Source organism: Stenotrophomonas sp. JAG2, from assembly GCF_041080745.1.
GTDB lineage: Bacteria > Pseudomonadota > Gammaproteobacteria > Xanthomonadales > Xanthomonadaceae > Stenotrophomonas > Stenotrophomonas maltophilia_AA.
This window is the reverse complement of record NZ_JBEUMH010000014.1, coordinates 1-25,624: the sequence shown is the minus strand read 5'-3', so window position 1 is coordinate 25,624 and position 25,624 is coordinate 1. Positions and strand designations below refer to the sequence as shown.

At 66.4% G+C, this 25,624-nt stretch carries 20 protein-coding genes and 8 tRNA genes; 18 read left to right on the top strand and 10 right to left on the bottom strand.

Going from position 1 to position 25,624, the window contains the following annotated elements; translation table 11 throughout:
* Positions 1–6: 6 nt before the first annotated feature.
* A complete protein-coding gene (locus tag AB9O74_RS16200; protein WP_369349928.1) occupies positions 7–867 on the top strand; it encodes a ferritin-like domain-containing protein in 861 nt (286 codons plus the stop codon).
* Here AB9O74_RS16200 and AB9O74_RS16195 read toward each other — a convergent pair.
* Positions 840–2,288, bottom strand: a complete 1,449-nt coding sequence (locus AB9O74_RS16195) for a DUF2235 domain-containing protein (protein WP_369349927.1) — start codon at positions 2,286–2,288, stop codon at positions 840–842. The genes AB9O74_RS16200 and AB9O74_RS16195 overlap by 28 nt on opposite strands.
* 277 nt (positions 2,289–2,565) lie before the next feature.
* Between AB9O74_RS16195 and AB9O74_RS16190 the strand changes: the two genes are divergently transcribed.
* The gene (locus AB9O74_RS16190) at positions 2,566–3,822 is read left to right on the top strand and encodes a zinc-dependent metalloprotease (RefSeq protein ID WP_176990723.1); all 1,257 of its coding nucleotides are present in this window, start codon (positions 2,566–2,568) and stop codon (positions 3,820–3,822) included.
* Positions 3,823–3,861: 39 nt separating this feature from the next.
* On the opposite strand, the gene lpxH is transcribed toward AB9O74_RS16190, so the two are convergent.
* The 8 genes from lpxH to AB9O74_RS16150 form a co-directional block, all read right to left on the bottom strand.
* Positions 3,862–4,605 (bottom strand): UDP-2,3-diacylglucosamine diphosphatase, encoded by a 744-nt coding sequence (lpxH, locus tag AB9O74_RS16185; RefSeq protein ID WP_176990724.1) that lies wholly within the window; start codon positions 4,603–4,605, stop codon positions 3,862–3,864.
* A gap of 86 nt (positions 4,606–4,691) precedes the next feature.
* Positions 4,692–5,225, bottom strand: coding sequence for a phosphatase PAP2 family protein (locus AB9O74_RS16180; RefSeq protein WP_369349926.1), 534 nt, complete (start codon positions 5,223–5,225; stop codon positions 4,692–4,694).
* The gene (locus AB9O74_RS16175) at positions 5,206–6,345 is read right to left on the bottom strand and encodes a glycosyltransferase family 1 protein (RefSeq protein ID WP_176990726.1); all 1,140 of its coding nucleotides are present in this window, start codon (positions 6,343–6,345) and stop codon (positions 5,206–5,208) included. Before AB9O74_RS16175 ends, AB9O74_RS16180 begins: the two co-directional genes overlap by 20 nt.
* Before the next feature lie 131 nt (positions 6,346–6,476).
* A complete protein-coding gene (ppx, locus tag AB9O74_RS16170; RefSeq protein ID WP_176990727.1) occupies positions 6,477–8,003 on the bottom strand; it encodes an exopolyphosphatase in 1,527 nt (508 codons plus the stop codon).
* Between the two features lie 217 nt (positions 8,004–8,220).
* Positions 8,221–10,302, bottom strand: coding sequence for a polyphosphate kinase 1 (ppk1, locus tag AB9O74_RS16165; protein ID WP_176990728.1), 2,082 nt, complete (start codon positions 10,300–10,302; stop codon positions 8,221–8,223).
* Positions 10,299–11,639, bottom strand: a complete 1,341-nt coding sequence (phoR, locus tag AB9O74_RS16160) for a phosphate regulon sensor histidine kinase PhoR (RefSeq protein ID WP_369349925.1) — start codon at positions 11,637–11,639, stop codon at positions 10,299–10,301. The genes ppk1 and phoR overlap by 4 nt, the downstream gene beginning before the upstream one ends.
* Before the next feature lie 97 nt (positions 11,640–11,736).
* Positions 11,737–12,426: a phosphate regulon transcriptional regulator PhoB gene (gene phoB, locus AB9O74_RS16155; protein ID WP_123728486.1), complete on the bottom strand. Its 690-nt coding sequence runs from the start codon at positions 12,424–12,426 to the stop codon at positions 11,737–11,739.
* 87 nt (positions 12,427–12,513) lie between these two features.
* Positions 12,514–14,154, bottom strand: a complete 1,641-nt coding sequence (locus AB9O74_RS16150; protein WP_176990730.1) for a M48 family metalloprotease — start codon at positions 14,152–14,154, stop codon at positions 12,514–12,516.
* 142 nt (positions 14,155–14,296) lie between these two features.
* Here AB9O74_RS16150 and grxC point away from each other — a divergent pair, with 142 nt between their 5' ends.
* From grxC to AB9O74_RS16135, 3 genes are all read left to right on the top strand, one after another.
* Positions 14,297–14,596 carry a glutaredoxin 3 gene (gene grxC / locus AB9O74_RS16145; RefSeq protein ID WP_019185813.1) on the top strand — a complete coding sequence of 100 codons (300 nt, stop codon included), beginning with the start codon at positions 14,297–14,299 and terminating at the stop codon, positions 14,594–14,596.
* On the top strand, positions 14,593–14,985 hold the full coding sequence (locus tag AB9O74_RS16140) for a carboxymuconolactone decarboxylase family protein (RefSeq protein ID WP_019185812.1): 393 nt from the start codon (positions 14,593–14,595) through the stop codon (positions 14,983–14,985). Before grxC ends, AB9O74_RS16140 begins: the two co-directional genes overlap by 4 nt.
* Positions 14,986–15,392: 407 nt before the next feature.
* The gene (locus tag AB9O74_RS16135; protein ID WP_176990731.1) at positions 15,393–16,400 is read left to right on the top strand and encodes an isocitrate dehydrogenase; all 1,008 of its coding nucleotides are present in this window, start codon (positions 15,393–15,395) and stop codon (positions 16,398–16,400) included.
* A gap of 140 nt (positions 16,401–16,540) precedes the next feature.
* On the opposite strand, the gene AB9O74_RS16130 is transcribed toward AB9O74_RS16135, so the two are convergent.
* Positions 16,541–17,299, bottom strand: a complete 759-nt coding sequence (locus tag AB9O74_RS16130; RefSeq protein WP_369349924.1) for a Bax inhibitor-1/YccA family protein — start codon at positions 17,297–17,299, stop codon at positions 16,541–16,543.
* A gap of 178 nt (positions 17,300–17,477) precedes the next feature.
* Between AB9O74_RS16130 and AB9O74_RS16125 the strand changes: the two genes are divergently transcribed.
* From AB9O74_RS16125 to AB9O74_RS16065, 13 genes are all read left to right on the top strand, one after another.
* Positions 17,478–17,554: transfer RNA gene (locus AB9O74_RS16125), tRNA-Pro, on the top strand.
* Between the two features lie 45 nt (positions 17,555–17,599).
* Positions 17,600–17,676, top strand: a tRNA-Arg gene (locus AB9O74_RS16120).
* Positions 17,677–17,712: 36 nt separating this feature from the next.
* Positions 17,713–17,789 (top strand) — tRNA-His (locus AB9O74_RS16115).
* A gap of 80 nt (positions 17,790–17,869) precedes the next feature.
* Positions 17,870–17,945: transfer RNA gene (locus tag AB9O74_RS16110), tRNA-Lys, on the top strand.
* 160 nt (positions 17,946–18,105) lie between these two features.
* Positions 18,106–18,181 (top strand) — tRNA-Lys (locus AB9O74_RS16105).
* Positions 18,182–18,470: 289 nt separating this feature from the next.
* A tRNA-Leu gene (locus AB9O74_RS16100) sits at positions 18,471–18,555 on the top strand.
* Positions 18,556–18,788: 233 nt separating this feature from the next.
* Positions 18,789–20,081, top strand: coding sequence for a trigger factor (gene tig / locus AB9O74_RS16095; RefSeq protein WP_179460886.1), 1,293 nt, complete (start codon positions 18,789–18,791; stop codon positions 20,079–20,081).
* Between the two features lie 66 nt (positions 20,082–20,147).
* On the top strand, positions 20,148–20,774 hold the full coding sequence (gene clpP / locus AB9O74_RS16090) for an ATP-dependent Clp endopeptidase proteolytic subunit ClpP (protein WP_369349923.1): 627 nt from the start codon (positions 20,148–20,150) through the stop codon (positions 20,772–20,774).
* A 126-nt stretch (positions 20,775–20,900) separates the two neighbouring features.
* Positions 20,901–22,190: an ATP-dependent Clp protease ATP-binding subunit ClpX gene (gene clpX / locus AB9O74_RS16085; RefSeq protein WP_019185803.1), complete on the top strand. Its 1,290-nt coding sequence runs from the start codon at positions 20,901–20,903 to the stop codon at positions 22,188–22,190.
* A 142-nt stretch (positions 22,191–22,332) separates the two neighbouring features.
* On the top strand, positions 22,333–24,807 hold the full coding sequence (gene lon, locus AB9O74_RS16080; RefSeq protein WP_176990735.1) for an endopeptidase La: 2,475 nt from the start codon (positions 22,333–22,335) through the stop codon (positions 24,805–24,807).
* A gap of 207 nt (positions 24,808–25,014) precedes the next feature.
* Complete coding sequence (locus AB9O74_RS16075; RefSeq protein WP_019185801.1) at positions 25,015–25,287, top strand: HU family DNA-binding protein; 273 nt, start codon at positions 25,015–25,017, stop codon at positions 25,285–25,287.
* 11 nt (positions 25,288–25,298) lie between these two features.
* A tRNA-Val gene (locus AB9O74_RS16070) sits at positions 25,299–25,373 on the top strand.
* Between the two features lie 29 nt (positions 25,374–25,402).
* Positions 25,403–25,479 (top strand) — tRNA-Asp (locus AB9O74_RS16065).
* The last annotated feature ends 145 nt before the right edge of the window (positions 25,480–25,624 follow it).

The window sequence follows — 25,624 nt, the reverse complement described above, 5'->3', positions numbered from 1 at the left end:
CAGGGCATGAGTGATGTGTTGGATACCGCGGCCGGCGATCTGCTGCAGGCCGCGCAGCACTGCCTGGCCGAGCCGGATCCGCTGCGCAAGGTCGCGTTGACCCAGCACTACGCCGTGCAGTTCCGCGCCGGTCGCCTGAAAGCCCCGGCCGATGCGCCGGCACCGGACCCGATCCGGATGCCGGGGCGCCCCGCCAAGCCGATCCTGGTCCACCCGCGCGATCTGCCGCGGCGTGGCCTCGGCAGCGTGGAAGGGCGTGCGGCGTTCGTGCACGCCATCGCGCATATCGAACTCAACGCGATCGACCTGGCCTGGGATGCGGTCTACCGCTTCCGTGGCCTGCCGACCTCCTTCCATGCCGACTGGGTCAGCGTGGCCGATGACGAATCGCGCCACTTCATGCTGCTGCACGATCGGCTGCAGGCCAACGGCTATGCCTACGGCGATTTCGACGCGCACAACGGCCTGTGGGAAATGTGCGAGAAGACGGCGCACGACGGGCTGGCCCGCATGGCGCTGGTGCCGCGCGTGCTTGAAGCGCGCGGGCTGGATGTCACGCCGGGCATGATCGTGAAACTGCGCGCCGGGGGCGACCACGCCACCGCCGATGTGCTGGAAATCATCCTGCGCGAAGAAGTGGCGCACGTCGCCGCCGGCTCGCGCTGGTACCGCTGGTACTGCACGCGCGAAGGGGTCGAGCCGCGCCCGCGGTTCATGGCGCTGCTGAAGGAATACGCCGGCGGCTTCCTGTATGGCCCGTTCAACCTGGAAGCGCGCCTGCTGGCCGGCTTCGAGGAGGAAGAACTCGCCGAGCTGATCGAACAGACCGAACTGCGTGGTCAGGTGTTGGCCAGCACCACGCGCTGACCGTTTCCGGTCGGCCGGTTGATGTAGAACAACCCCGGGCCTGGCCGATAAGGCAGTTCCTGCGTGCCCGCATCGGCGGCGTAGAGCAGGGCGGTGTCGCCCAATGCATCGAAGTTCCAATGCGCCGACTGCATCAGGTAGCGCTGGCGCAGGAGGCGTTCCTGCGTGGGATCGAGCGGCGTGCCGGCCAGCAGCCGGGCGGCGATGGGCTGCAGTTCCGCTGGCAGCGCCAAGGCAGGCAGTGCGTCCGGAGAGGTTGTCCACGCCACCCCGGCGGCCGCGGCACGCTGGTGCAGCAGCCGCAGCGCAATGAACTGATAACGCGCATCGATCTCGCGGCGCAGCACCACCGCCGCATACGCACGCAGGGTGAGCTGCGGCAGGACGCTGCGGCTGTCGACGCGGCGTTGCGGCTGCCACTGATGCCACACGTCGACCCAGATCGCGTCATCGCCCAGGCCGAGTGCGCGCTGCCAACGGCGGCAGGTGGCCTGTGCGCTGCGGTACACCGTGGTCGCGCGCAGCAGCACCAGCGGTGGCACTGCGCCGGGCGCCAATCCGTTGCCACGCAGCAGCTGCCCCTGCGGACGGCTGAGCAGCTTGGGGCCTTCGATGCGCTGGTCGTAGCCGCCGCCGATGTTGGCGTGCACGCCCGGCAGCGCGATCTCCTCATGTTCGGGCGCGACGCTGGTGAGTGCGAAGTGCTCACGGTGTTCGTCGCGGGCCACCAGCTGCACGACCTTGTCCGCGCACCCTGCAGGAAGCGCGACCGCGGGCATCTCATCGCGATGCTGGCGGCCGATCGCCACCACGGTATCGAGCAGCCCCACGAAGCGCACCGGGTGCGCGGTGCCGGGAAATCCAGGTGCCAGCGCCCAGCCCGACCGCACCAGCTGTTCGCGCAGCCATGCGGCGGCCGCAGGCGCGTTGAGCACGTTCACCGCATCGCGCGCGCTGGCCGCGCCGCGCGAGTAGCCGAACAGATCCACCCGCACGTTGCCCAGCGTGCGGCCGGGCTGGGCGCGGGCGAGCTGGCGCAGCGCCTCGGGCAGCAGCTGCTCCAGCGCCTCGCGCCGTTTGGCGCGCACGCCCGTGCGGCCGATCCCGAACGCCAGCCCCATGAGATCGTCTTCCTCACCGGTGCGCGTGCCCACCCCTTCGATGTAGATCGACAGCGCCAGCGTGTCGCCTACCGGCGGCATCTGCCGGTGATCGGGGTACAGCGCCTGCAGCCGCGCGATGTTGGTCAGGCCATTGCTGTAGCTGCTGGTCAACCGGCTCTGGTAGGGCGATGCATCATCGGCGATCACGGCGGGCGGCCGCGGTGCGGGCGTGGTGGCGCCGGCCGGGCGCGAGGCGCGCTGCAGGTTGTCGGCGTTGTTGCGGGTGCCGTCGAAGAACAGGCCGATATGCAGCGACACCGTCGGCGCCGATGTGGGTTGGGTAGCTGCCACCGCGATGTCGTCCCTGTTCCCCGAGGATGCCTGGCTAAGGTAGCGCGGAATCCACGCGCCGCGACAGCACCGGCGGGCCGTCATGACCTCCCTGAACCAAGATGCGGTCGATCACAGTTCCGGAATCCCATCTGCAATTGCTATTGAATTCACACGACCGCGTCGCGCCAGATGGGCAGGCCGGCTCGCCCGGCGGATTGCAGCAAACCGACTCCACTCCGTTTTTCACTCAAAGAGAGGCGACATGATGTCCAGTTCGATGAGCAAGGCCGCAGGTGTGATCGCGTTGTGTCTGTTGGGCGCCGGTGGCGCCGCCGCCGCCCCATTGTTCGAGCCGGTCACGGTGCTGACCCGGGCCGGCACCGCCCAGCAACCCGCCCTGCAGGCGCTGATGGGCGCGCCGTCGACCAGCGCGGTGCAGGAGGTGCGCGTGGATGCGGCGGCGGTGGTGTCGGCGCAGAAACAACTGGAGTTTGAACTGCTGGGGCAGCCGGTGCAGGCCCTGCAGAGCCGGGTGGAGACGCTCGCCGACGGCGGCAGCATCTGGTACGGCCAGATCGGCACGCGCGCCGGCGCACGGCTGCTCAAGGCCGGCGCCCCGGATCCGATGAACTCGGTGATCCTGGTGCGCAACGGCGACACGGTGACCGGCTCGATCCGCAGGGACGGCCAGCTGTACCGGCTGCGTCCGGTCAGCGATGGGCGGCATGTGCTGGTGGAAGTGGATGAGGCGCGCATGCCGGCCGACCATCCGGCCGACTACAACAGCCTGCCCACCATCGCGATGCCGGCCGGTGACCGGGCCGGTATCGCCGCGGCTTCTTCAGGCACCCCGGCCACCATCCGTGTGCTGGTGGTGGCCACCAACGGTGCGGTCGCGGCCTATGGCGGCAACATGCAGTCGCTGGTGCAGCTGGCCGTGGCGGAGTCCAACCAGGGCTACAGCAACAGCAATGTCGGCATCACCCTGCAGCTGGCCGGGTACGAGACCACCAGCTATGCCGAGTCCAGCAGTTTCTCCACCGATCTGGCGCGCTTCCGCAACACCAGCGATGGCGTGATGGACAGCATCCACGCCAGCCGCAACACCACCCGCGCCGATGTCGCCGTGCTGGTGATCAACAACGCCAGCTCGTGCGGGCTGGCCTCGGGCATCGGCTCCACCGCGGCCACCGCGTTTGCGGCGGTGCATTGGGACTGCGCCACCGGCTACTACTCCTTCGCGCACGAGATCGGCCATCTGCAGAGCGCGCGGCATGACATCGCCACCGACTCCAGCACGTCGCCGTATGCCTACGGCCACGGGTACCGCTACGAGCCGGCGACCGGCACCGGCTGGCGCACGATCATGGCCTACAACTGCACCCGCAGCTGCCCGCGCCTGAACTATTGGTCCAACCCGAACATCACGTACAACGGGATCCCGACGGGCATTGCCAGCAGTGCCGACAACCAGCGCGTCCTGGTCAACACCAAGGCGGCGGTGGCCGCGTTCCGCTGATCTGCGCCTCCCCGCGGCGGCCGTGCGCCGTCGCGGGTATCAGCCGGCCAGCGCGTCCAGCGTCCAGCCTTCCGGCGTGACGCGCAGTACCGAGCCCTGCTCGTACCAGTCGCCCAGCACGATGCGGGTGCAGTCGCGGCCGCCGGCCTGCAGTGGATGGATGGCCGGGCGATGGGTGTGGCCGTGGATCATCGTGTCCACGCCATAGCGGCCGAAGGTGGCATCGACTTCCGCGGGGGCAACGTCGGTGACGGTTTCGAACTGGGCGCGGTCGCCCTGCTTCATTTCCGACTGCCGCGCCTGGCTGGCGTCACGCGCCTTCTGTGCGAACGCGATGCGCGCGGCCAGCGGCTGCGACAGGAACTGCGCCTGGAACACCGGATCGCGGGTCTGCGCGCGGAACTGCTGGTAGGCGACATCGTCCGTGCACAGCAGGTCGCCGTGCTGCAGCAGCACCGGGCGGCCATACAGATCGATGACGCTCGGGTCGGGCAGGATCGTGAACCCCGCGCGCCGCGCGTAGTCCTCGCCGACCAGGAAATCGCGGTTGCCGCGGATGAAATACACCGGCACGCCGGCATCGGCCACGGCATGCAGCGCGATCGCCACCGCATCGGCGGCCGGGGAGGGCGTGTCATCGCCGATCCAGGCTTCGAACAGATCGCCCAGGATGTACAGGGCATCGGCCTGCATCGCTTCATCGCGCAGGAAGGCCAGGAACAGGTCGGTGATGGCTGGACGACTCGGGTCCAGGTGCAGATCGGAGATGAACAGCGTGGTCATGCCCATATTGTAAAACGGGATCACGGGACGAGGCATCGCTGCAGGGTGAAGAGCCCGCTTGATTCAAAGGGGCGCGGCGACAGCCGCTACAACGGCAGCCACTGGAGGCTGGCGGCGGCCAGCAACGCGGCGATCCCGGTCGCGGCCAGCACATCGCTGGGATAGTGCAGGCCCAGCACCACCCGCGACACCCCGATCAGCGCGGTGAACGGCACCAGCAGCGGTGCCAGCCACGGGTAGTAGGCGAGCGCCACGATCGTGAAGGACACCGCATGCAGGGTGTGCCCGGACGGGAAGCTGAACTCGTCCAGCGGCGCCACCCAGGCACGGATGCGCAGATCGGCGGCGAACGGACGCGGGCGTCGCGTCCAGCGCTTGAGCCCCTTGTACAGCAGCAGGGCCATCAGGCCGGTGGCGGCCATGTGCAGCGAGGCGCGCAGACCATCGAAGCCGTCCAGCAGCACCAGCCCGGCCATCAGTGCGTACCAGAACACGCCATCGCCCAGGCGGCTGATCACCGCAAAGGCATGCCGGACACGGCGGCGCCGGCAGTAGTGGTTGGCGCGTCGGCACCAGCGCGTTTCGTGCCCGCGCAGGGCATCAAGCGGCGTGGTCGGCATGCGGCCTCCGGGCCTGGGCCAGTTCGGCGAGCAGGGCATCGAACTCGGCCACCACCTGCTGTGGATGCAGCCGCTTCATCGCGGTGGCGGCGTTGCGGCCGAGCCGGTGGCGCAGGGCGTCATCGCCGGCCAGCTGCACGGCGGCGGTCACGAATTCGGTGTCGTCGTTCACGGCGATGCCGTTGTCATCGGTGCGCAGGTACTCGCGGGCGGCGCCGTAGTCGAAGGCGACCGTGGCCACGCCGCTGGCCATCGCTTCCAGGGTGACGTTGCCGAAGGTCTCGCTGCGGCTGGGGAACAGGAACAGATCGCCGCTGGCGAAGTGGCGCGCCAGCGCATCGCCGCGCTGCACGCCGCAGAAGATGAAGTCCGGGTTGTCGTGGGCAAGCTTGGCCCGCGCCGGGCCATCGCCGACGAACACGAAGCGCGCCTTGGGCCGCACCTGCTGCAGCCGGCGGAACGCCTTGACCGCCAGCCCGAGGTTCTTCTCCGGCGCGATGCGGCCAACGTAGATCGCGGCGAAGCCGTTGCCATCGATGCCCCATTCCTCGCGCAGGGCGGGGTCACGGCGCTCGGGCTCGAACTGGCTGCTGTCCACCGCGCGTGCCAGCAGGCGGACCCGGTCGAAGCCCTGTTCGCCGAGGAACTGCTGGAGTTCCTGGGTCGGCACCAGGGTCGCGTCGGCCTGGTTGTGGAAGCGCCGCATCCAGCGCAGGGCGGCGGCCTGCAGCCAGGCCACGCCGTAGTCGGGGAGGTATTCGTCGAAGCGGGTATGGAAGCCGGTGGCGACCGGAATTCCCAACCGGCGTGCGGTGCGCAGGGCCGACCAGCCCAGCGGGCCCTCGGTCGCGATGTAGATCGCATCCGGGCGCTGCTGCTGCCATTGGCGGGTCAGGCGGGACGGCGCGGGCAGGCCGAAGCGCAGGCCGGGATAGCGCGGCAGGTTGGCACCGGTGACCAGGACGGTGCCCTCGGCCGCATCGACATCCGATGACTGCCGCGGGCGGACCAGATCGACCTGGTGGCCGGCGGCGCGCAAGCCCAGTTCCAGGCCCTGCACGGTCAACGCAACGCCGTTGACTTCAGGGGGATAGGTTTCGGTGACGATGGCATAGCGCATGGCGGGCCTCCGGTATGCCATGCATGCTGGGGCCGGGCGATGTAGCCGACATGACCGCCGTATGACGCCGGCATGACGCCGCTCCCTGGCCGGCAGCCTCACGGCCCCGCAGGGCCGCGTCAGTCACGCGGTCACGCGACGAAGGGGCGGAACTGTACGCCGAGCCCCGCCATGCCCTCGGTTTCGCCGATCAGATCCGCGCGCAGCAGCGGGCGCGCATCGATGTACGCCTGCGGCAGGATCAGCGACAGCCGAGCGTCATCCGCGGTCAGTTCCAGCGCCGGCATCGGCGTGTCCTCGTGCGCACGGTTGAGCAGGACCGCCAGGCGCAGCAGCGCGGTCATGCGCCGTGCCGGCTGCAGCAGGCGCTCGGGCAGCGCGTCGAAGGCGGATTTGGAAATATTGCGGCGATGGCTGCGCACCAGTGCGGCGAGCAGCTGCTGTTCCTGCCGCGAGAACCCGGCGATGTCCGAGTTCTCCAGCACGTAGCTGCCGTGCACGTGATACCCGCTGTGCGCGATCATCAGGCCGAGCTCGTGCAGGCGCGCGGACCAACCCAGCATGCGCGCATCGTCCGGGTCCAGCTGCCAGCTTTCCTCGACCTGGGCGAGCAGGTTCATGGCCGTGCTTTCCACGCGGTCGGCCTGGACCGTATCAATGCCGTAGCGCTGGGTCAGCGCGGCGACCGACTCGTCGCGCAGGTCGTTCTCGCTGGCGCGGCCGAGGATGTCGTACAGGATGCCTTCGCGCATGGCCGCCTTGCTGACCAGCAGCTTCTGCAGCCCCAGCGCCTGGAAGGCCGCTTCGAGCACCAGGATGCCGCCGGCGATGATCGGGCGGCGATCGGCGGACAGGCCGGGCAGGTCGATGTCCTCGATGCGCTTGGCCTTGAGCAGTTCATCGCGCAGCTGTGGCAGGGCTTCGGCGGTGATCGCGCCCTTGCTCAGCTTCATGGTGGCGCAGATTTCACTGATCGCCTTGTGCGTGCCCGACGAGCCCAGCGCTTCGTGCCAGCCCAGGGCGCGGTACTTGTTGGCGAACTGCTGGAACTCCGCGCCGATTTCGGTCAGCGCATCCTTCCAGCGCTTCTTGCTCAGCTTGCCGCCGGGGAAGAAGCGCCGCGTGCTGGCGATGCAGCCGGCTTGGAGGCTTTCGCGCTCCAGGGTCTGCATGCCCTGGCCGATGATGAATTCGGTCGAGCCGCCGCCGATGTCGATCACCAGCCGGCGCTGGTCCGGCTTGGGCGGCTGCGCATGGGCCACGCCCAGGTAGATCAGGCGCGCCTCTTCGCGGCCACTGACCACTTCGATGGCATGCCCGAGCGCGGTTTCGGCCGGCATCAGGAAAGCCTGCGGCGAGCGCAGCTGGCGGACCGTGTTGGTGGCCAGGGCGCGGACCCGCACCGAGGGGATCGCGCGGATGCGCTGGCCGAACCGGGCCAGGCATTCCAGCGCGCGCTGGCGGGCCTCGGCGGACAGGCCGCCCTTGCCATCCAGGCCATCGGCCATGCGCACGGTCTCGCGCAGGCGGTCGACCACCCGCAACTGCCCGAGGGTGTATCGCGCGATGACCATGTGGAAACTGTTGGATCCCAGGTCGATGGCGGCGAGCAGGTCGCCATCCTGCAAAGCGGGCGGAGTCGTGGAGGTATGCGGCATTTGCGAATGTTAGCCGAAGGGTGGGGCCTCGCGTCACCGCGCGCCCTTCACATGGGCCGGCTGCGACGACCGGTCGCATCGAAGGGGCAGGCGGCTGCCCGGCAAACGGCAGAACCGGTAGGTGCCGACCGTTGGTCGGCACGCAAAAACGTACCGACCAGGGCAATCAACGCGTACCGAGCAAGGCAATCAACGCGTACCGACCAACGGTCGGTACCTACAGGCCCTGCAGCAGGGCCATCTGCGCCGCATGCGGCGGCTCGTCATGGCCCGGCGTGCACTTGATGTAGCTGCCGTCGGCCTGCAGTTCCCAGGCGTTGAGGTTGTCGTCCAGGTAGTTCTGCAGCACGTCGCGGTAGACCTTGCGCGCCAGCTCCGGATCCAGGATCGGGAAACAGGTCTCGACCCGGCGCAGCAGGTTGCGCTCCAGCCAGTCCGCACTGGCGCAGAACAGCTCCGAGGCGCCGTCGTTGCCGAACCAGTAGACCCGACTGTGCTCCAGGAAGCGGCCGACGATCGAGCGCACCCGGATGGTGTCCGACACGCCGGGGACGCCCGGTCGCAGCGTGCACGCGCCGCGCACGATCAGGTCGATCTGCACGCCGGCCTGCGAGGCCGCATACAGGGCGCGGATCATCTGCGGTTCGTTGAGCGCGTTCATCTTGGCGATGATCCGCCCCGGACGGCCACTGGCGGCCAGGCGGGTTTCGCGTTCGATCCGCTGCAGCAGGCCCGGGTGCAGGGTGAAGGGCGACTGCAGCAGGCGCTTGAGCTTCATCCGCGGGGCCAGCCCGGAGAGCTGCTGGAACAGCAGGTGCACATCGTTGCCGATGTCCGGATCGGCGGTGATCAGGCTCAGGTCGGTGTAGGCCCGTGCGGTACCACTGTGATAGTTGCCGGTGCCCAGATGCACGTAACGGCGCAGCTTGCGGCCTTCGCGGCGCACGATCAGCAGCATCTTGGCGTGGGTCTTGAACCCGACCACGCCGTAGACGACCTGCACACCGGCTTCCTGCAGGCGGTCGGCCAGGCCGAGGTTGGCTTCCTCATCGAAGCGCGCACGCAGCTCGACGACGACGGTGACGTCCTTGCCATTGCGTGCGGCCTGGATCAGCGCATCGACGATCAGCGAATCCTTGCCGGTGCGGTACAGGGTCTGCTTGATCGCCAGCACGTTCGGGTCGACCGCGGCCTGCTTGATCACATCCAGCACGGCGGTGAACGCATCGAAGGGATGGTGCAGCAGCACGTCCCGGCGCGCGACGATCTCGAAGATGCCATCGCTGTCGCGCAGTACGCGCGGGCTCAGCGAGGGATACTTCAGTTCCGGCCGCTGGATCACGTCGTACAGCTGGATCACGCGGTTGAGGTTGACCGGGCCATCGATGCGATAGACCGCGTTCTCGGTCAGGCCGAAGTTCTGCAGCAGAGTGCGCACGATGTCGCGCGGGCAGTCCTGTGCGATCTCCAGCCGGACCGCCGGGCGGTAGCCGCGGTCGACCAGTTCATCGCGCAGCGCCAGGGCCAGGTTCTCGACTTCTTCCTCGTCCACCACCAGCTCGGAATTCCGGGTCACGCGGAACTGGTAAGCGCCCTGGACTTCCATGCCCGGGAACATCTCATCGACGAAGGTCGACAGCACCGAGGACAGGAACACGAAGGTCTGCGGGCCGCCGAGTTTTTCCGGCAGCTGGATGATGCGCGGCAGCGACCGCGGCGCCCGCACGATCGCCAGATGCCCGGCGCGACCGAACGCGTCGGTGCCCTTGAGCACCACCACGATGTTCAGCGACTTGTTGAGGATCTTCGGGAACGGGTGCGACGGATCCAGCCCGAGCGGCGACAGCACCGGCATGATCTCGTTGCGGAAGTACGCACGCAGCCAGCGCTTTTGGCGGTGGTTCCAGGAGTGCCGGCCGAGCACGTCGATGCCGGCCTCGTGCAGCGCCGGGCGCAGGGTCTCGTTCCAGCAGCGGTACTGCTGGTCGACCAGCTGCGCGGCGCGGTCGTGGATCGCGTTGAGGATCGCCTGCGGCGTCATGCCATCCGGTGCGGGCGGCAGGCCGAACTCCTGCGCATGGCGCACCGCGGCCGCGCGGATTTCGAAGAACTCATCCAGGTTGGTGCAGGAAATGCACATGAAGCGCAGGCGCTCCAGCAGCGGCACCTGCGGGTCCATGGCCTGGGCCAGCACGCGGAAATTGAAATCCAGCTGGGACAGTTCACGGTTGATGTACAGCGCGGGATCGCGCAGCGGATCGCCGTCCACAGGCACGGCGACGGGAACAGGAGTGCTCATGCGGAAAAGTCTTCAGAAGAAGGAAGGGAGACGGCCTCGGAGCGCGCACGCACCTGGTCGGCATCGAAATGGCAGGAGAACGTGCTGCCTTTACCCACCTCGCTCTGGATCTCCAGGCGGGCATGGTGCAGGCCGAGGATGTGCTTGACGATCGACAGCCCCAGCCCGGTGCCCCCGCTCTCGCGCGAGCGGCTGCTGGAGACGCGGTAGAAGCGTTCGGTCAGGCGCGGCAGATGATTGGCCGGGATGCCGTAGCCGGTGTCGCGCACCGACAGCACCACGCCATCGCCTTCGCGCGCGAACTCGACTTCCACGCGGCCCCCGGCGGGCGTATAGCGCACCGCGTTGGTGACCAGGTTGGAGAACGCGCTGTGCAGTTCCTTGTTGGAGCCCTGCAGGTCCACGCCGGCGGTGTCGATGATGCTGATCTGGTGGCGGCCCTGGCTGTGCGCTTCGGCTTCGCGGCGCAGCGTGGCCAGCATCGGGGTCATCGCCACGGCTTCGGCTTCGGTGTGTTCCTGCGACTCCAGCCGCGACAGGGTGAGCAGGTCTTCGACCAGCTGCGCCATGCGCTGGGATTGCTTGCGCATTTCCTCCAGCATCGGGCCCGTGCCGGGGAAGTCCTCCGGATCCATCATGTCCAGGTAACCGTGCACCACGGTCAGCGGCGTGCGCAGTTCATGCGAGACGTTGGCGACGAAGTCGCGGCGCACCTGCTCCAGCCGCAGCAGCTTGCTGACGTCGCGCGCGATCAGCAGCCAGTAGTCGGGCGAGTAGGGGATCAGGCGCAGGTTGAGGCGGATCGCCGGGTCGACCGGCGAGGGCACATCCAGGATCGGTTCGGCGTTGCGGCCACCGGCCAGCCAGTGCGCCAGCGGCATCGGCTGCAGGCGTTCGACCAGCGCTTCACCGAGATCGCCCGGATGGTGCAGGCCGAGCAGCGAGGTGGCCGATTCGTTGAACCACTGCACGCGCTGGCTGTTGCGGTCGACCACCACCACCGCGTCGGGCAGGGCTGCGGCGGCGGCGCGATAACTGCGCAGCATGTCCAGCAGGCGCCGTTTGCGCGTGCGCATTTCCCACTGGTTGCGGTAGAGCAGGCGGTCCAGTTCGTTCCACACACCGGTGCCGTCACCCATGTCCCAGCGATGGCGCGCGGTGAGCCCGCGCAGCACCCGGCGCAACCGCCAGTAATGCCAGGCGAGCGCACCGATCGAGGCCAGCGCGATGCACATCCAGACATGTCCGACCGCAAGGCCCAGCAAGCCGGCCGCGAGCAGCAGGGCGGCGAGGGTGGCCAGCGTTTTCAACCAGGCAGAACGGATGTGGCGGGGCATTGCGGTCTCGCAGAAAGTGCGGGCCTCGGAATCGATCCAAGGTTATAGCAGGAGTGGCCGGAACCGGCATGCGCGCCCGGTTCCGGCCCGGCGAGACTCAGGTCGAGGTGGAGAACCGGTAGCCGGCGCCACGCACGGTCTGCACCATGTTCTCCGCGGCGAACGGCTCCAGCGTCTTGCGCAGGCGGCGGATGTGCACGTCGATGGTGCGCTCCTCCACGTACACGCTGCCGCCCCACACGTGGTCCAGCAGCTGGGCACGGGTGTAGACACGCTCGGGATGGGTCATGAAGAAGTGCAGCAGGCGGTATTCGGTCGGACCGATCGGTACCGGCTGGTCGCCGGCGAAGACGCGGTGTGCGGCGCCATCGATGCGGATCGTACCGACCGCCACGCTGCCGTCTTCGTCATCGTCGCGGGCACGGCGCATCACCGCACGGATGCGGGCCAGCAGTTCGCGCGCCGAGAACGGCTTGACCACGTAGTCGTCGACACCGGCTTCCAGGCCACCGACGCGGTCGTTCTCTTCGCCGCGCGCGGTCAGCATGATGATCGGCACCTCGCGGGTGAGGGCTTCTTTGCGCCAGCGCCGGGCCAGGTCCAGGCCGCTGGTGCCCGGGAGCATCCAGTCCAGCAGGATCAGGTCCGGGACGCGATCGGCAATGGCGGTCTGCGCCTCGCGGGCGTCGCCGGCATGGATCGGGTCGTAATCGCCCTTGCGCAGGGCAAAGGCGACCATTTCGCGGATCGCGGGTTCGTCATCGACGATCAGGATGCGTTTCTGCACATGCCCACCGTATTACTCATCAGATCGGGATTGAGCCCAGTAGACTACGGTTTCATGACAGGTTTGTGACGAGGTGCCGGATGGCCCTCAGCGGCGGTCCAGCTCCGGGTCGTCGACGCCCTGGCGGCGCATCTCCAGCACGGTCGGGGTGATGCTCTCGATCCGGGCATCGACACGGGCGCGGCCGACATAATCCAGGTTCGGCTGCCGCTTCAGCGCCTGCAGCTGGATCAGGGCCTGTTCCGGGCGGCCGCTCAGGAAGGCGGCCTCGGCGTAGGCCTCGCTGGCCCGGGTGGTGTCGCCGGCCAGCTCGCTGGCGCGGGCGAACCGCTGCTGGAAGACCGGATCATTGCCGCTTTGCGACAGCATCGGGCGCAGCATCGCCTGCGCGCGCTGGCCGGCCTCGCGTCCGCCCTGTTCATTGAGGATGGCCGCATAGGTCAGCGCCACCGGCCGGCTGCCCGGGTGCTGGCGCATCAGGGTTTCGAAACGGGCGTTGGCCTGCGCCGGCTGGCCGCTGCGCGACTCCGCCTCACCCAGCGCCAGCGCCACCCAGACATTGTCAGGGTGGTCGCGCAGCAGCTCGCCCAGGTCGCGGCTGGCCTGGGCGGCCGCGCTGTTGCGCAGCCGGCCCAGGGCCAGGCCGTAGCGCTGGGGCTCGGTCAGCCCGTTTTTCTGCGCGCGCTGCAGGCTCTCGTACTCACGGATCACATCACCAGGCGTGTCTGCACTGAGCACGCGCAGGCGCTCGCGCGCCCATTCGAACTGGCCGGTGCTGCCGCGGCTGAGGGAATTGACCGAAATCTGCATGGAGGCGGGCAGCAACGGGTTGCTCCGCCGAACCAGTGGGTCCGACAGCGCCGGATCGGCCGGGTTGACCCGCTCCTGGCGGACCCCGCCGGGCACTTCCGTGGTGAGCAGCACCGTGTCTTTCTTCATCTGCTCGGCGCGGGCCTTGGCCTCGCTGATGCGGGTGGTCGTGACCGGGTGCGTCTGCAGGAAGTCGGGGACGCTGTAACCGCCCTGGTTGCCGCGCATCGAGGCCGACATGCGCTCGAAGAAGCCGGCCATGGCATCCACGTCGTAGCCGCTGCGGGCCAGGGTGCGGATGCCCAGGCGGTCGGCCTCGGATTCGTTGGACCGGGTGTAGTTGATCTGGCGCTGCTGCATCAGCCCCATGCCGGAGGTGATCGCGGCCATGGTGGCGTCGCCGGAGGAGTTGCCGCCGGCCTGCTGCGCGGCCACGATCGCGGCGAGCATGCCCAGCAGGATCGGGATCTGGTCGCGCTGGGCGCGCTCGACCCCGCGCAGCACGTGCTGCTGGGTGACGTGGGCGATTTCGTGGGACAGCACCGCGGCCACCTCGTCTTCGCGTTCGGCGGTCAGCACCAGGCCTGCGTTCACGCCGATATAGCCGCCCAGGGTCGCGAAGGCGTTGATCTGCCGGTCCTTGAGCATGAAGAAGGTGTAGGACTGGCGCGGCTGGGCGCTGTTGGAGCCCAGCCGGGCGCCCATGGTCTGCAGCCAGTCATCGACCAGGGGGTCGTCGAGCAGATAGCCGTAGTTGCGCAGTTCGCGCAGCATCATCCCGCCGTACTCGGCCTGCCGGGCCGGGGTCAGCAGCTCGCCGGCCGAGGAGCCGATGTCCGGCAGCTTGTTTTCCTGCGCCCCGGCCAGCGGCACGGCCAGGGCCAGGGTCAACGCGGCGGAGAGCAGCAAGGGGCGCAAACGAAGCTCCTGGGGGGAAGGCGGGCGACAGCGTGACAGAGCGACGGCAACCTGCAGTTAAACCACAGTGTTGCGACGGTGACGTGGAAAATCCAGCGGACCGCTACCATATACAGACCAACGTTCCGCTGTGGAGTTTCCCGTGAGCCAAGATGCTGTTTCCACCCCCGGTGGCGCACCCGCCATCACCATCTACTCGACCGCGGTGTGCCCGTACTGCGTGGCCGCCAAGAACTTCCTGAAGAGCAAGGGCCGCGACTGGACCGAGGTCCGGATCGACCTCGACCCGGTCGAGCGCGAGAAGATGATGGCCAAGACCCGGCGCACCAGCGTCCCGCAGATCTTCGTCGGCGAGGTCCATGTGGGCGGTTACGACGACATGATGGCCCTGCACCGCGCCGGCAAGCTGGAGCCGCTGCTGGCCGGGCAGGACCCGGCATGAGCGCGGCCGACGACGGCAGCAAGGACCGCATCGCCGAATTCACCGAGTTCCGCCAGCGCATGAACCAGCGCATCCTGGGCGAACCCAACCAGGTCGTGCGCCGCTTCTTCGCGCTCGATACCCAGACCTACCAGGCCGGCGCCCTGGACGTGAAGACCAAGGAGCTGCTGGGCCTGGTCGCCTCGATGGTGCTGCGCTGCGATGACTGCATCAGCTACCACGTGGCCCAGTGCAAGGACGCCGGCGTGACCCGCGAGGAGTTCTTCGAGACCTTCTCCGTGGGCCTGGTGGTCGGCGGCTCGATCGTGATCCCGCACCTGCGCCGCGCCGTGGATTTCCTGGACCAGCTCGAAGGCGGCGCCGAAGCGCCAGCCGTTCACGAGCATTGAGGTCGGGGCCGTGATGGCCCCACCCCGGTAGAAGCCGACCGTTGGTCGGCTGCTTCGGCGTCCCAGCGATGTCCGCGCCCCAGCAGTGCGCCGTTCATGTTCGAGACCCCGTTCCCACCGACCAACGGTCGGTGGCTACCCATCGTTCAGCCGCCCCTGGTTGCCGGCCAGCGGCCGGCGCTACCGATGGCGTGTCTGGAGAAGAGCCCCCTTCTGTTGAAGGGGGCGCGCCAACGGCGCGGGGTAGAGGAGGAATGCGCGGGCAATTGTGCCTTTGCCGGGCTGCGCCAATGGTCTAGTTGGGACGTCTGGCCCGGCTAAGGCATAATTGCCGATGAAACTTCCCTTGCGCCCGCGCTTCGCGCACCTCACGGACGGCGCTCCCCCTCGGTTCGGAATACACATCAATGACGCAGAAAATCACGGTCATCCGCGGTGACGGCATCGGCCCGGAGATCATGGACGCTACCCTGTTCGTGCTCGGCAAGCTGGACACCGGCTTTGAATACGAAGACGCCGACGCGGGCCTGGTCGCGCTGGAAAAGCACGGCGATCTGATGCCGGCCTCCACCCTGGAGTCGATCGCACGCAACAAGATCGCGCTGAAGAGCCCGCTGACCACGCCGGTCGGCGGTGGCTTCACCTCGATCAACGTCAGCCTGCGTCGCCACTTCGATCTGTACGCCAACGTGCGTCCGGCCGTCTCGTTCCCGAACACCAAGTCGCGTTTCGGCGACGGCGTGGACCTGATCACCGTCCGTGAGAACACCGAAGGCGCGTACCTCGCCGAAGGCCAGGAAGTCTCGGCCGATGGCGAGACCGCCTTCTCCGGCACCCGCATCACCCGCAAGGGCTCCGAGCGCATCGTGCGCTATGCCTTCGAGCTGGCCCGCAGCACCGGCCGCAAGAAGGTCACCGCCGTGCACAAGGCCAACATCATCAAGTCGACCTCGGGCCTGTTCCTGGCCGTGGCCCGCGAAGTGGCGGCCAAGTACCCGGAGATCGAGTTCCAGGAGATGATCGTCGATAACTGCTGCATGCAGCTGGTGATGCGTCCGGAACAGTTCGACATCATCGTGACCACCAACCTGTTCGGCGACATCATCTCCGACCTGTGCGCCGGTCTGGTCGGCGGCCTGGGCCTGGCCCCGGGTGCCAACATCGGTGAGAACGCGGCGATCTTCGAAGCCGTGCACGGCACCGCACCGGACATCGCCGGCCAGGGCAAGGCCAATCCGTGCGCGCTGCTGCTGGCCGCCGCACAGATGCTGGACCATGTCGGCCAGGTCGAGAACGCCGAGCGCCTGCGCAAGGCCATCGTGGCCACGCTGGAAGCCAAGGATTCGCTGACCGGCGACCTGGGCGGCACCGGCAACACGATGGGCTTCGCCCAGGCCATCGCCAGCCGCCTGTAAGCGCGCGGGTCGGTTGTCCAGAAAGCGGGGCGCTTCGGCGTCCCGCTTTTTTGTTGCCTGTTGCCTGTGTCGCGACACGCGGCGGAGGCATGAAAAAGGCGCCTTGCGGCGCCTTCGTCATGTCACTGCGGGTGCGTGGATCAGCGCTGCTGGATCTTGGACAGCAGGCGCAGGAATTCCACGTACAGCCACACCAGCGTAACCATCAGGCCGAACGCGCCGTACCACTCCATGAACTTCGGCGCGCGCGCCTCGGCACCGGTTTCGATGAAGTCGAAATCCAGCACCAGGTTCAAGGCCGCCACCACCACCACGAACAGGCTGAAGGCGATGCCCAGCCAGCCACCTTCGTGGATCATCGGCACGTTGATGTTGAAGAAGCTCAGCACGAACGAGGCCAGGTACAGCAGCGCGATGCCGCCGGTCGCGGCCACCACGCCCAGCTTGAAGTTCTCGGTGACCTTGATCAGCCCGCTGCGGTAAACCGCCAGCATCACGAACAGGGTGCCGAAGGTCAGCATCACCGCCTGCATCACGATGCCGGGGAACTTGGCATTGAACATCGCCGAGATCGCGCCGAGGAACAGGCCTTCCACCAGCGCGTACATCGGCGCGGTGACCGGCGACCATTCCTTCTTGAATACCGTCACCAGGGCCAGCACCAGGCCGCCGATCGCACCGACCAGCGTGTACAGCATCGCGCTGGGGGTGGGCAGGCCATCGGCGTTGATCGACTGGCTCCAGGCGAACGCGGCCGTCAGCACGGTGAGCAGCAACAGCAGGCCGGTCTTGTTGACGGTGCCGTTGATGGTCATCACCTGGTCGGGGCGGGCCACGACCGAGCCGCTGGCCAGGTCGAGGAAGGTCGACTCGGAAAGTGCGGGATTGCCGCTGCGCATTGCCAATCTCCTTGAAGGGGTAGGGGTTCGGCCATCCGGCCGCTGACCCGAGCATAGCCCAAGCCGCCATCGGCGATGACGGGATGTGAATTGATGTGTGAAAACCGTTGACAGATGCCACACCGATTCCCACAATAGGCGGCTCTTTCGGGGGGAACCCCGGAGGGAAACAAACCGCCGGGGTATAGCGCAGTCTGGTAGCGCGCCTGCTTTGGGAGCAGGATGTCGGGGGTTCGAATCCCTCTACCCCGACCAAGCCCGCTGCTCAAATCGGGATTGGAGTGCGACAATCCGGACCGAGCGCCCGTAGCTCAACTGGATAGAGCACCGGCCTTCTAAGCCGGCGGTTACAGGTTCGATTCCTGTCGGGCGCACCATCCGGTGCAAGCGGTAGGAGACAAAGGTTTTCAGTGGTGGCTGTAGCTCAGTTGGTTAGAGTTCCGGATTGTGATTCCGGTGGTCGGGGGTTCGAGTCCCCTCAGCCACCCCACTGATTCAAACTGGTTCACCGAAAGTGAATCAGGGTTGCAAAAGGCAGCACACACGCTACAATGTGCGCCTGAGTTTTCAGGGCTGTTAGCTCAGTTGGTAGAGCAGTTGACTCTTAATCAATAGGTCCAAGGTTCGAATCCTTGACAGCCCACCAAGACAGAAGCCATCGGGTCCGCCCGGTGGCTTTTTTCTTGTTCGAGACATCGTGTTGAGCAGGCTGGTCGCTGTGCGTCTCAGACGCCATTCGCCCTCCATTCAAACAAAACGCTTGCGTCGCGTGCAGGAAACCCTGCATAATTCGCCTCCCGATTTTCGGGCTGTTAGCTCAGTTGGTAGAGCAGTTGACTCTTAATCAATAGGTCCAAGGTTCGAATCCTTGACAGCCCACCAAGACAGAAGCCGCCTGGTCCGCCAGGCGGCTTTTTTCTTGTCCGACAGGCGTTGACGCAGGCTGGAGAAGAGCCCCCTTGAGTCAAGGGGGCGCGGCGAAGCCGCGGGGATGTGGGGGCTGATAAGAGGGGCCCGCGATTTGCGCAGCAAATCGTGGGGCTGCAGCGCGAATGCGCAGCAGCTACCCCACCAAGACAGAAGCCGCCTGGTCCGCCAAGCGGCTTTTTTCTTTCCGGCGCTTCTGCTTTCGGCCCGGGCCTGCAACAATGCGCGCCTGAGTGGAAAACTCGCGAAAGTGGCGGAATTGGTAGACGCCCTGGATTTAGGTTCCAGTGCCGCAAGGCGTGGGGGTTCGAGTCCCCCCTTTCGCACCAGTGCAGGGCGTTTTCGCCGGCACCATGACCATGGGCACGTCCCGGATCGGGGAGACGGCCACATGCTGGGCCCCTGGTGGCCCCGGACGTTCTCGGCCCGCGCTGGCGGCGCTGGCGTTTATCGGCGAAACTACAGGGCTGCGGCGGGCATGCGCGTCCACGACCCCGCGTCCAAAACCCGTTTCATCCATCACATCGTGCCGGGGCCCATGCCGCCGGTGGCAGGAGTCAACATGCAAGCTTCGATCGAATCCACTGGCAATCTGGAACGCCGCCTGACCTTCTCGCTGCCGGAAGACCGTCTGCAGACGCACATCAGCGGCCGTCTGGGCGAGATCGCCCGCACCACCCGCATCAAGGGCTTCCGCCCGGGCAAGGTGCCGGCCAAGGTGATCGAGCAGCGTTTCGGCCAGCAGGTCCGCAGCGAAGCCGTCGACGGCCTGCTGCGTGAAACCTTCGATGCCGCCCTGCGCGAGCACGAACTGCGCATCGCCGGTACCCCGCGCATCGACAAGGGCGAGGGCGAGCTGTCCTTCGTGGCCACCGTCGAGCTGGTGCCGGACTTCGGCGACGTGGACGTCAGCAAGCTGACCGTGGTCCGCCACACCGCCGAGATCAACGACGCCGACATCGACCAGATGATCACCAACCTGCGCGAGCAGCGCCGCAGCTGGAGCCCGGTCACCCGTGGCGCCCAGGACGGCGATCTGGTCGCCCTGGAAACCTGGTCGCAGGCCGGCGATGAGCGCCTGCCGGCCGAAGGCACCGAAAAGGGCAGCGTGATCGTGGGCCAGGGCATGATGTTCGAGCAGATCGAGCAGGGCCTGGTCGGTCTGGCCGCCGGTGAAGAAAAGACCCTGGACGTCGAGTTCCCGGCCGATTGGCGCGTTCCCGCGCTGGCGGGCAAGCAGGTCAAGGTCACCGTCAAGGCGGTGGACGTGTCCGCGCCGGTGCTGCCGGAGGTGGATGCCGAGTTCATCAAGAGCTTTGGCGTGAAGGGCGGCGACGTCGAGCAGTTCCGCAAGGACATCCGCGCCAACCTGGAGCGTGAGCTCAAGGGTGCCCTGATGAACCGCCTGCGCCGCGAAGTCGGTGAGCAGCTGATCGCAGCCTACGCCTCGGTGGAAATGCCGCCGCGCCTGGTCGAGAACGAAGCCCGCGCCATGCTGGCCCAGCAGATCGAGCAGATCCGCCGCAGCGGCCGCAACCCGGGCGACGTCCCGGCCGACGCCCATGAAGGCTTCAAGGACGCCGCCGCCAAGCGCGTGCTGGTCGGCCTGCTGGTCGGTGAAGTGGCCCGCAAGAACGACCTGCGCCTGGACCCGAAGCGCCTGAATGAAACCATGCGCCTGATCGCCTCGACCTACGAAGAGCCGGAGCAGGTCATTGAGATGTACCGCAATGACCCCCAGCTGATGACTGGGCTTCAGAATCGCGTGATGGAAGAGCAGGTGATCGATTGGATCGCCGAGCGCGCCCAGCACACCGAAGAGAAGCTGTCGTTCCAGGACGCGATCCGCCAGTAAGCGGCCCGCGTTTTACGCCCCGCGCCCCGGCGCGGGGTCGTTCCCCCCAAAATAGGTGCCTCACTAATGGACAACCGAACCACAGCCCTGAACATGGTTCCGATGGTGGTCGAACAGACCAGCCGCGGCGAGCGCGCCTATGACATCTATTCGCGCCTGTTGAAAGAGCGTCTGATCTTCCTCGTGGGCCCGATCGACGATCACATGGCCAACGTGGTGGTGGCGCAGCTGCTGTTCCTGGAAGCGGACAACCCGGAAAAGGACATCAGCATCTACATCAACTCGCCCGGTGGCGTGGTCACCGCCGGCATGGCGATCTACGACACCATGCAGTACATCAAGCCGGACGTGAGCACCATCTGCGTCGGCCAGGCGGCCTCGATGGGCGCCCTGCTGCTGGCATCGGGCGCGGCCGGCAAGCGCTATGCGCTGCCGAATTCGCGCGTGATGATCCACCAGCCGCTGGGCGGCTACCAGGGCCAGGCCTCGGACATCGACATCCATGCCCGGGAAATCCTGACCCTGCGTTCGCGCCTGAACGAAGTGCTGGCCAAGCACACCGGCCAGTCGCTGGAGACCATCGCCCGGGATACCGAGCGCGACAACTTCAAGAGCGCGGTCGATGCGGTGGCCTACGGCCTGGTCGACCAGGTCCTGGAGCGTCGTCCGGAAGAGTCGATCCAGCCGGCGTAAGGTTGTACCAGGCCGGGAAACCGGCTTGTTTCCACCGGGTCGGGCAGGACTGGCGTCCTCCTGACCCTGTGCTATTCTCGAATCGAACCCCCGTTCAGTCGGGTGGGGTAACTGGGTAAGCGAAGCATGAGCGAAGACCGCCAAGGTCGTTCCACGGACACCGGCAAGATCCTCTACTGCTCCTTCTGCGGAAAGAGCCAGCATGAGGTGCGCAAGCTGATTGCGGGTCCGAGCGTATTCATCTGCGATGAATGCGTCGAGCTGTGCAACGACATCATCCGTGAGGAGCTGGAGGAGAAGGCGCAGTCGGCCCGCAGTTCGCTGCCCAAGCCGCGCGAGATCCTCGAGGTCCTGGACCAGTACGTGATCGGGCAGAACCGCGCCAAGCGGACCCTGGCCGTGGCCGTATACAACCACTACAAGCGCATCGAGAGCCGTCAGAAGAACGACGAGGTCGAACTGGCGAAGTCGAACATCCTGCTGGTCGGCCCGACCGGTTCGGGCAAGACGCTGCTGGCCGAGACCCTGGCCCGCCTGCTCAACGTGCCGTTCACCATGGCCGACGCCACCACGCTGACCGAAGCCGGTTACGTGGGCGAGGACGTGGAGAACATCATCCAGAAGCTGCTGCAGAAGTGCGACTACGACGTCGAGAAGGCGCAGCAGGGCATCGTCTACATCGATGAAATCGACAAGATCTCGCGCAAGAGCGAGAACCCGTCGATCACCCGCGATGTGTCCGGCGAAGGCGTCCAGCAGGCCCTGCTGAAGCTGATCGAAGGCACCGTGGCCAGCGTTCCGCCGCAGGGCGGTCGCAAGCACCCGCAGCAGGAATTCCTGCAGGTGGACACCAAGAACATCCTGTTCATCTGTGGCGGCGCGTTTGCCGGCCTGGACAAGGTGATCCAGCAGCGCTCCAACGATTCGGGCGGCATCGGGTTCGGTGCCAAGGTGAAGAGTTCCGAGCGCAAGCAGGAAGTGGGCAAGATCCTGGCGGAAGTCGAGCCGGAAGATCTGATCAAGTTCGGCCTCATCCCGGAGTTCGTTGGCCGCCTGCCGGTCGTGGCGACCCTGGAAGAGCTGGACGAGGCCGCCCTGGTGCGGATCCTGACCGAGCCGAAGAACGCCATCACCAAGCAGTTCAAGAAGCTGTTCGAGATGGAGCACGTCGAGCTGGAGTTCCGTCCGGACGCCCTGGCCGCCATTGCCCGCAAGGCACTCAAGCGCAAGACCGGTGCCCGTGGCCTGCGTACGATCGTCGAATCGGTCCTGCTGGACACCATGTATGACCTGCCCTCGGCAGAGAACGTCAGCAAGGTGGTGGTGGACGAATCGGTGATCGAACACAAGTCCGAACCGTACCTGATCTACCAGACGCCGCCGGCGCCTGAACAGAAGGCGGCTGGTGCTGAATAATCAGTTCAAGTAATTGAATTGAAAGAAATTTTTCAGAACAGCTTGCATCTAGAAGCCGATGGCCCCATAACGAGGCCATCGGCTTTTTTTGTATCCGGGCGAGGCGCCCGGAGGCCATCCCCACTGTTCCACTGGAGCCCACATGGCCCGTTCCCCAACTGAGACTCTCGACCTGCCGGTACTGCCGCTGCGTGACGTGGTGGTGTTCCCGCACATGGTCATTCCGCTGTTCGTCGGCCGTGACAAGTCCATGCATGCGCTGGAGCAGGCGATGGAGGCGGACAAGCGCATCCTGCTGCTCGCGCAGAAGTCCGCCGAGACGGATGATCCGTCCGCCGCCGATCTGTACCAGGTCGGTACGCTCGCCCAGGTGCTGCAGCTGCTGAAGCTGCCCGATGGCACCATCAAGGTGCTGGTCGAAGGCCTGTCGCGCGTCAACGTCACCGAAGTGACCGAGCGCGATGGCTCGCTGCACGGCGTGGGCATGGAAATCGAATCGGACGAGTCGCGCGAGCCGCGCGAGATCGAGGCGATCGCCCGTTCGCTGATGTCGCTGTTCGAGCAGTACGTCAAAACCAACCGCAAGCTGCCGCCGGAGCTGCTGCAGACCCTGGCCGGCATCGACGAGCCCGCGCGCCTGGCCGACACCATCGCCGCGCACATCAGCGTGCGCCTGGCCGACAAGCAGCGCCTGCTGGAAACGCTGCAGATCGGCGACCGCCTGGAAATGCTGGTCGGCCTGGTCGATGGCGAGATCGACGTGCAGCAGATGGAAAAGCGCATCCGCGGCCGCGTGAAGTCGCAGATGGAAAAGAGCCAGCGCGAGTACTACCTCAACGAGCAGATGAAGGCCATCCAGAAAGAACTGGGTGACCTGGACGATGCGCCGGGCGAGATGGACGAGCTGGCCCGCAAGATCGCCGAGGCGGGCATGCCCAAGCCGGTGGAGACCAAGGCCAAGGCCGAGCTCAACAAGCTCAAGCAGATGTCGCCGATGTCCGCCGAAGCCGCCGTCGTGCGCAATTACCTGGATTGGCTGCTGGGCGTGCCGTGGAAGAAGCGCAGCAAGGTCCGCAAGGATCTCAAGGCCGCGCAGGACACGCTGGACGCCGATCATTTCGGCTTGGACAAGGTCAAGGACCGCATCCTGGAATACCTGGCGGTGCAGTCGCGCGTGAAGCAGATGAAGGGCCCGATCCTGTGCCTGGTGGGCCCGCCCGGCGTGGGCAAGACCTCGCTCGGCCAGTCCATCGCCAAGGCGACCAACCGCAAGTTCGTGCGCATGAGCCTGGGTGGCGTGCGCGACGAGGCCGAGATCCGCGGCCATCGTCGTACCTACGTCGGCTCGATGCCGGGCCGCATCGTGCAGAACCTCAACAAGGTGGGCAGCAAGAACCCGCTGTTCGTGCTGGATGAGATCGACAAGATGTCGATGGACTTCCGTGGCGATCCGTCCTCGGCGCTGCTGGAAGTGCTTGATCCCGAGCAGAACAACGCGTTCAACGATCACTACCTGGAAGTGGACCTGGACCTGTCCGAAGTGATGTTCGTGGCGACCTCCAACTCGCTCAACATCCCCGGCCCGCTGCTGGACCGCATGGAAGTGATCCGCATCCCCGGTTACACCGAGGATGAGAAGCTCAACATCGCCATGCGTTACCTGGTGCCCAAGCAGATCAAGGCCAACGGCCTGAAGCCGGAAGAGCTGGAGATCGAGGCGGACGCCATCCAGGACATCGTGCGCTATTACACGCGCGAGTCCGGCGTGCGCAACCTTGAGCGCGAAGTCGCCAAGATCTGCCGCAAGGTGGTCAAGGAGATCGCGCTCGCTGGTCCGGTCGCGCCGGCCAAGGCTGCGAAGCCGGCCAAGGCCGGCAAGAAGGCCAGCGCGAAGAAGAAGGCGCTGGTGGTGGTCAACGGCAAGAACCTGGACAAGTACCTGGGCGTGCGCCGTGTCGATTTCGGCCGTGCGGAAGAACAGAACGAAGTGGGCCTGGTCACCGGCCTGGCCTGGACCGAAGTGGGCGGCGACCTGCTGCAGATCGAATCCACGCTGGTGCCGGGCAAGGGCCAGCTGATCCTGACCGGCCAGCTCGGCAACGTGATGAAGGAGTCCGCCTCGGCGGCCCTGTCGGTGGTGCGTTCGCGTGCCGAGCGGCTGGGCATCGACAACGAGTTCCTGCAGAAGCACGACGTGCACGTCCACGTGCCCGATGGCGCCACCCCGAAGGACGGTCCCAGCGCGGGTATCGCCATGGTGACCTCGCTGGTGTCCACGTTGACCAAGGTGCCGATCCGGGCCGAAGTCGCGATGACCGGCGAGATCACCCTGCGGGGCCGCGTCACGGCCATCGGCGGCCTCAAGGAGAAGCTGCTGGCGGCGCTGCGTGGCGGGATCACCACGGTCATCATCCCCGAGGAGAACCGCAAGGATCTGGCCGATATCCCCGCCAATGTCACCCGTGATCTGAAGATCGTGCCGGTGAAGTGGATCGAGGAAGTGCTCGACCTGGCGCTGGAGACGCCGCTGACCGCGCCGAAGCCCAAGAAAGATGGGCAACGCGTCACGGTACGTGGCAAGTCCAAGACAGCTTCCACCACGCGCGTCAAGCATTGACGCGCGCTGTCCAACTGCCCGAAACCCGCGTCGTTATTGGCTTTTCAGCTTGCGCGGGTAGGGGGGCACTGGTATAAAAGCACCACTCGCGAGTCAGCGTAAATCTGAATTCGGCGAACAGAGAACTTCACTGGCATCCGGCGACGTATCGTCGTCGGGTGTCTCAATGTTGAATCCGCGGAATCCCCGCCAAAGGAGCTGTAGAGAATGAACAAGACCGAATTGATCGACGCCGTTGCTGAAGCCGCCGACCTGACCAAGGCCGAGTCCAGCCGCGCCGTTGATGCCGTCATCGCTTCCGTCACCAAGGCCCTGAAGGGCGGTGATGCGGTGACGCTGGTGGGCTTCGGCACGTTCCAGGTCCGCGACCGCGCTGCCCGTACCGGCCGCAACCCGAAGACCGGCGACACCATCAAGATCGCTGCGTCGAAGAATCCGTCGTTCAAGGCTGGCAAAGCCCTGAAGGATGCCGTAAACTAAGCGGCTTGCTGGGGTGCTTAGCTCAGCGGTAGAGCGTCTCCTTTACACGGAGAGGGTCGGGGGTTCGAAACCCTCAGCACCCACCAGGCACTGCCAGTAAAAAGTTTTGAAATGTGGAGCGGTAGTTCAGCTGGTTAGAATGCTGGCCTGTCACGCCGGAGGTCGCGGGTTCAAGTCCCGTCCGCTCCGCCAGTTTTACAAAAACCTCGAAAAAAGCAGTATTTCGGGGTGGGCAATCTGAATATCTTCGGATAGAATGAGCGCCTGCAAAGTTTCAAGTGCGGAGCGGTAGTTCAGCTGGTTAGAATGCTGGCCTGTCACGCCGGAGGTCGCGGGT

Bases quoted from the DNA above. Each gene is read 5' to 3' on its own strand.
- AB9O74_RS16200 (WP_369349928.1), top strand. From the start codon at position 7: ATGAGTGATGTGTTGGATACCGCGGCCGGCGATCTGCTGCAGGCCGCG.
- AB9O74_RS16190 (WP_176990723.1), top strand. From the start codon at position 2,566: ATGATGTCCAGTTCGATGAGCAAGGCCGCAGGTGTGATCGCGTTGTGT.
- lpxH (WP_176990724.1), bottom strand. From the start codon at position 4,605: ATGACCACGCTGTTCATCTCCGATCTGCACCTGGACCCGAGTCGTCCA.
- AB9O74_RS16180 (WP_369349926.1), bottom strand. From the start codon at position 5,225: ATGCCGACCACGCCGCTTGATGCCCTGCGCGGGCACGAAACGCGCTGG.
- AB9O74_RS16175 (WP_176990726.1), bottom strand. From the start codon at position 6,345: ATGCGCTATGCCATCGTCACCGAAACCTATCCCCCTGAAGTCAACGGC.
- ppx (WP_176990727.1), bottom strand. From the start codon at position 8,003: ATGCCGCATACCTCCACGACTCCGCCCGCTTTGCAGGATGGCGACCTG.
- ppk1 (WP_176990728.1), bottom strand. From the start codon at position 10,302: ATGAGCACTCCTGTTCCCGTCGCCGTGCCTGTGGACGGCGATCCGCTG.
- phoR (WP_369349925.1), bottom strand. From the start codon at position 11,639: ATGCCCCGCCACATCCGTTCTGCCTGGTTGAAAACGCTGGCCACCCTC.
- AB9O74_RS16140 (WP_019185812.1), top strand. From the start codon at position 14,593: ATGAGCGCGGCCGACGACGGCAGCAAGGACCGCATCGCCGAATTCACC.
- AB9O74_RS16135 (WP_176990731.1), top strand. From the start codon at position 15,393: ATGACGCAGAAAATCACGGTCATCCGCGGTGACGGCATCGGCCCGGAG.
- AB9O74_RS16130 (WP_369349924.1), bottom strand. From the start codon at position 17,299: ATGCGCAGCGGCAATCCCGCACTTTCCGAGTCGACCTTCCTCGACCTG.
- tig (WP_179460886.1), top strand. From the start codon at position 18,789: ATGCAAGCTTCGATCGAATCCACTGGCAATCTGGAACGCCGCCTGACC.
- clpP (WP_369349923.1), top strand. From the start codon at position 20,148: ATGGACAACCGAACCACAGCCCTGAACATGGTTCCGATGGTGGTCGAA.
- clpX (WP_019185803.1), top strand. From the start codon at position 20,901: ATGAGCGAAGACCGCCAAGGTCGTTCCACGGACACCGGCAAGATCCTC.
- lon (WP_176990735.1), top strand. From the start codon at position 22,333: ATGGCCCGTTCCCCAACTGAGACTCTCGACCTGCCGGTACTGCCGCTG.
- AB9O74_RS16075 (WP_019185801.1), top strand. From the start codon at position 25,015: ATGAACAAGACCGAATTGATCGACGCCGTTGCTGAAGCCGCCGACCTG.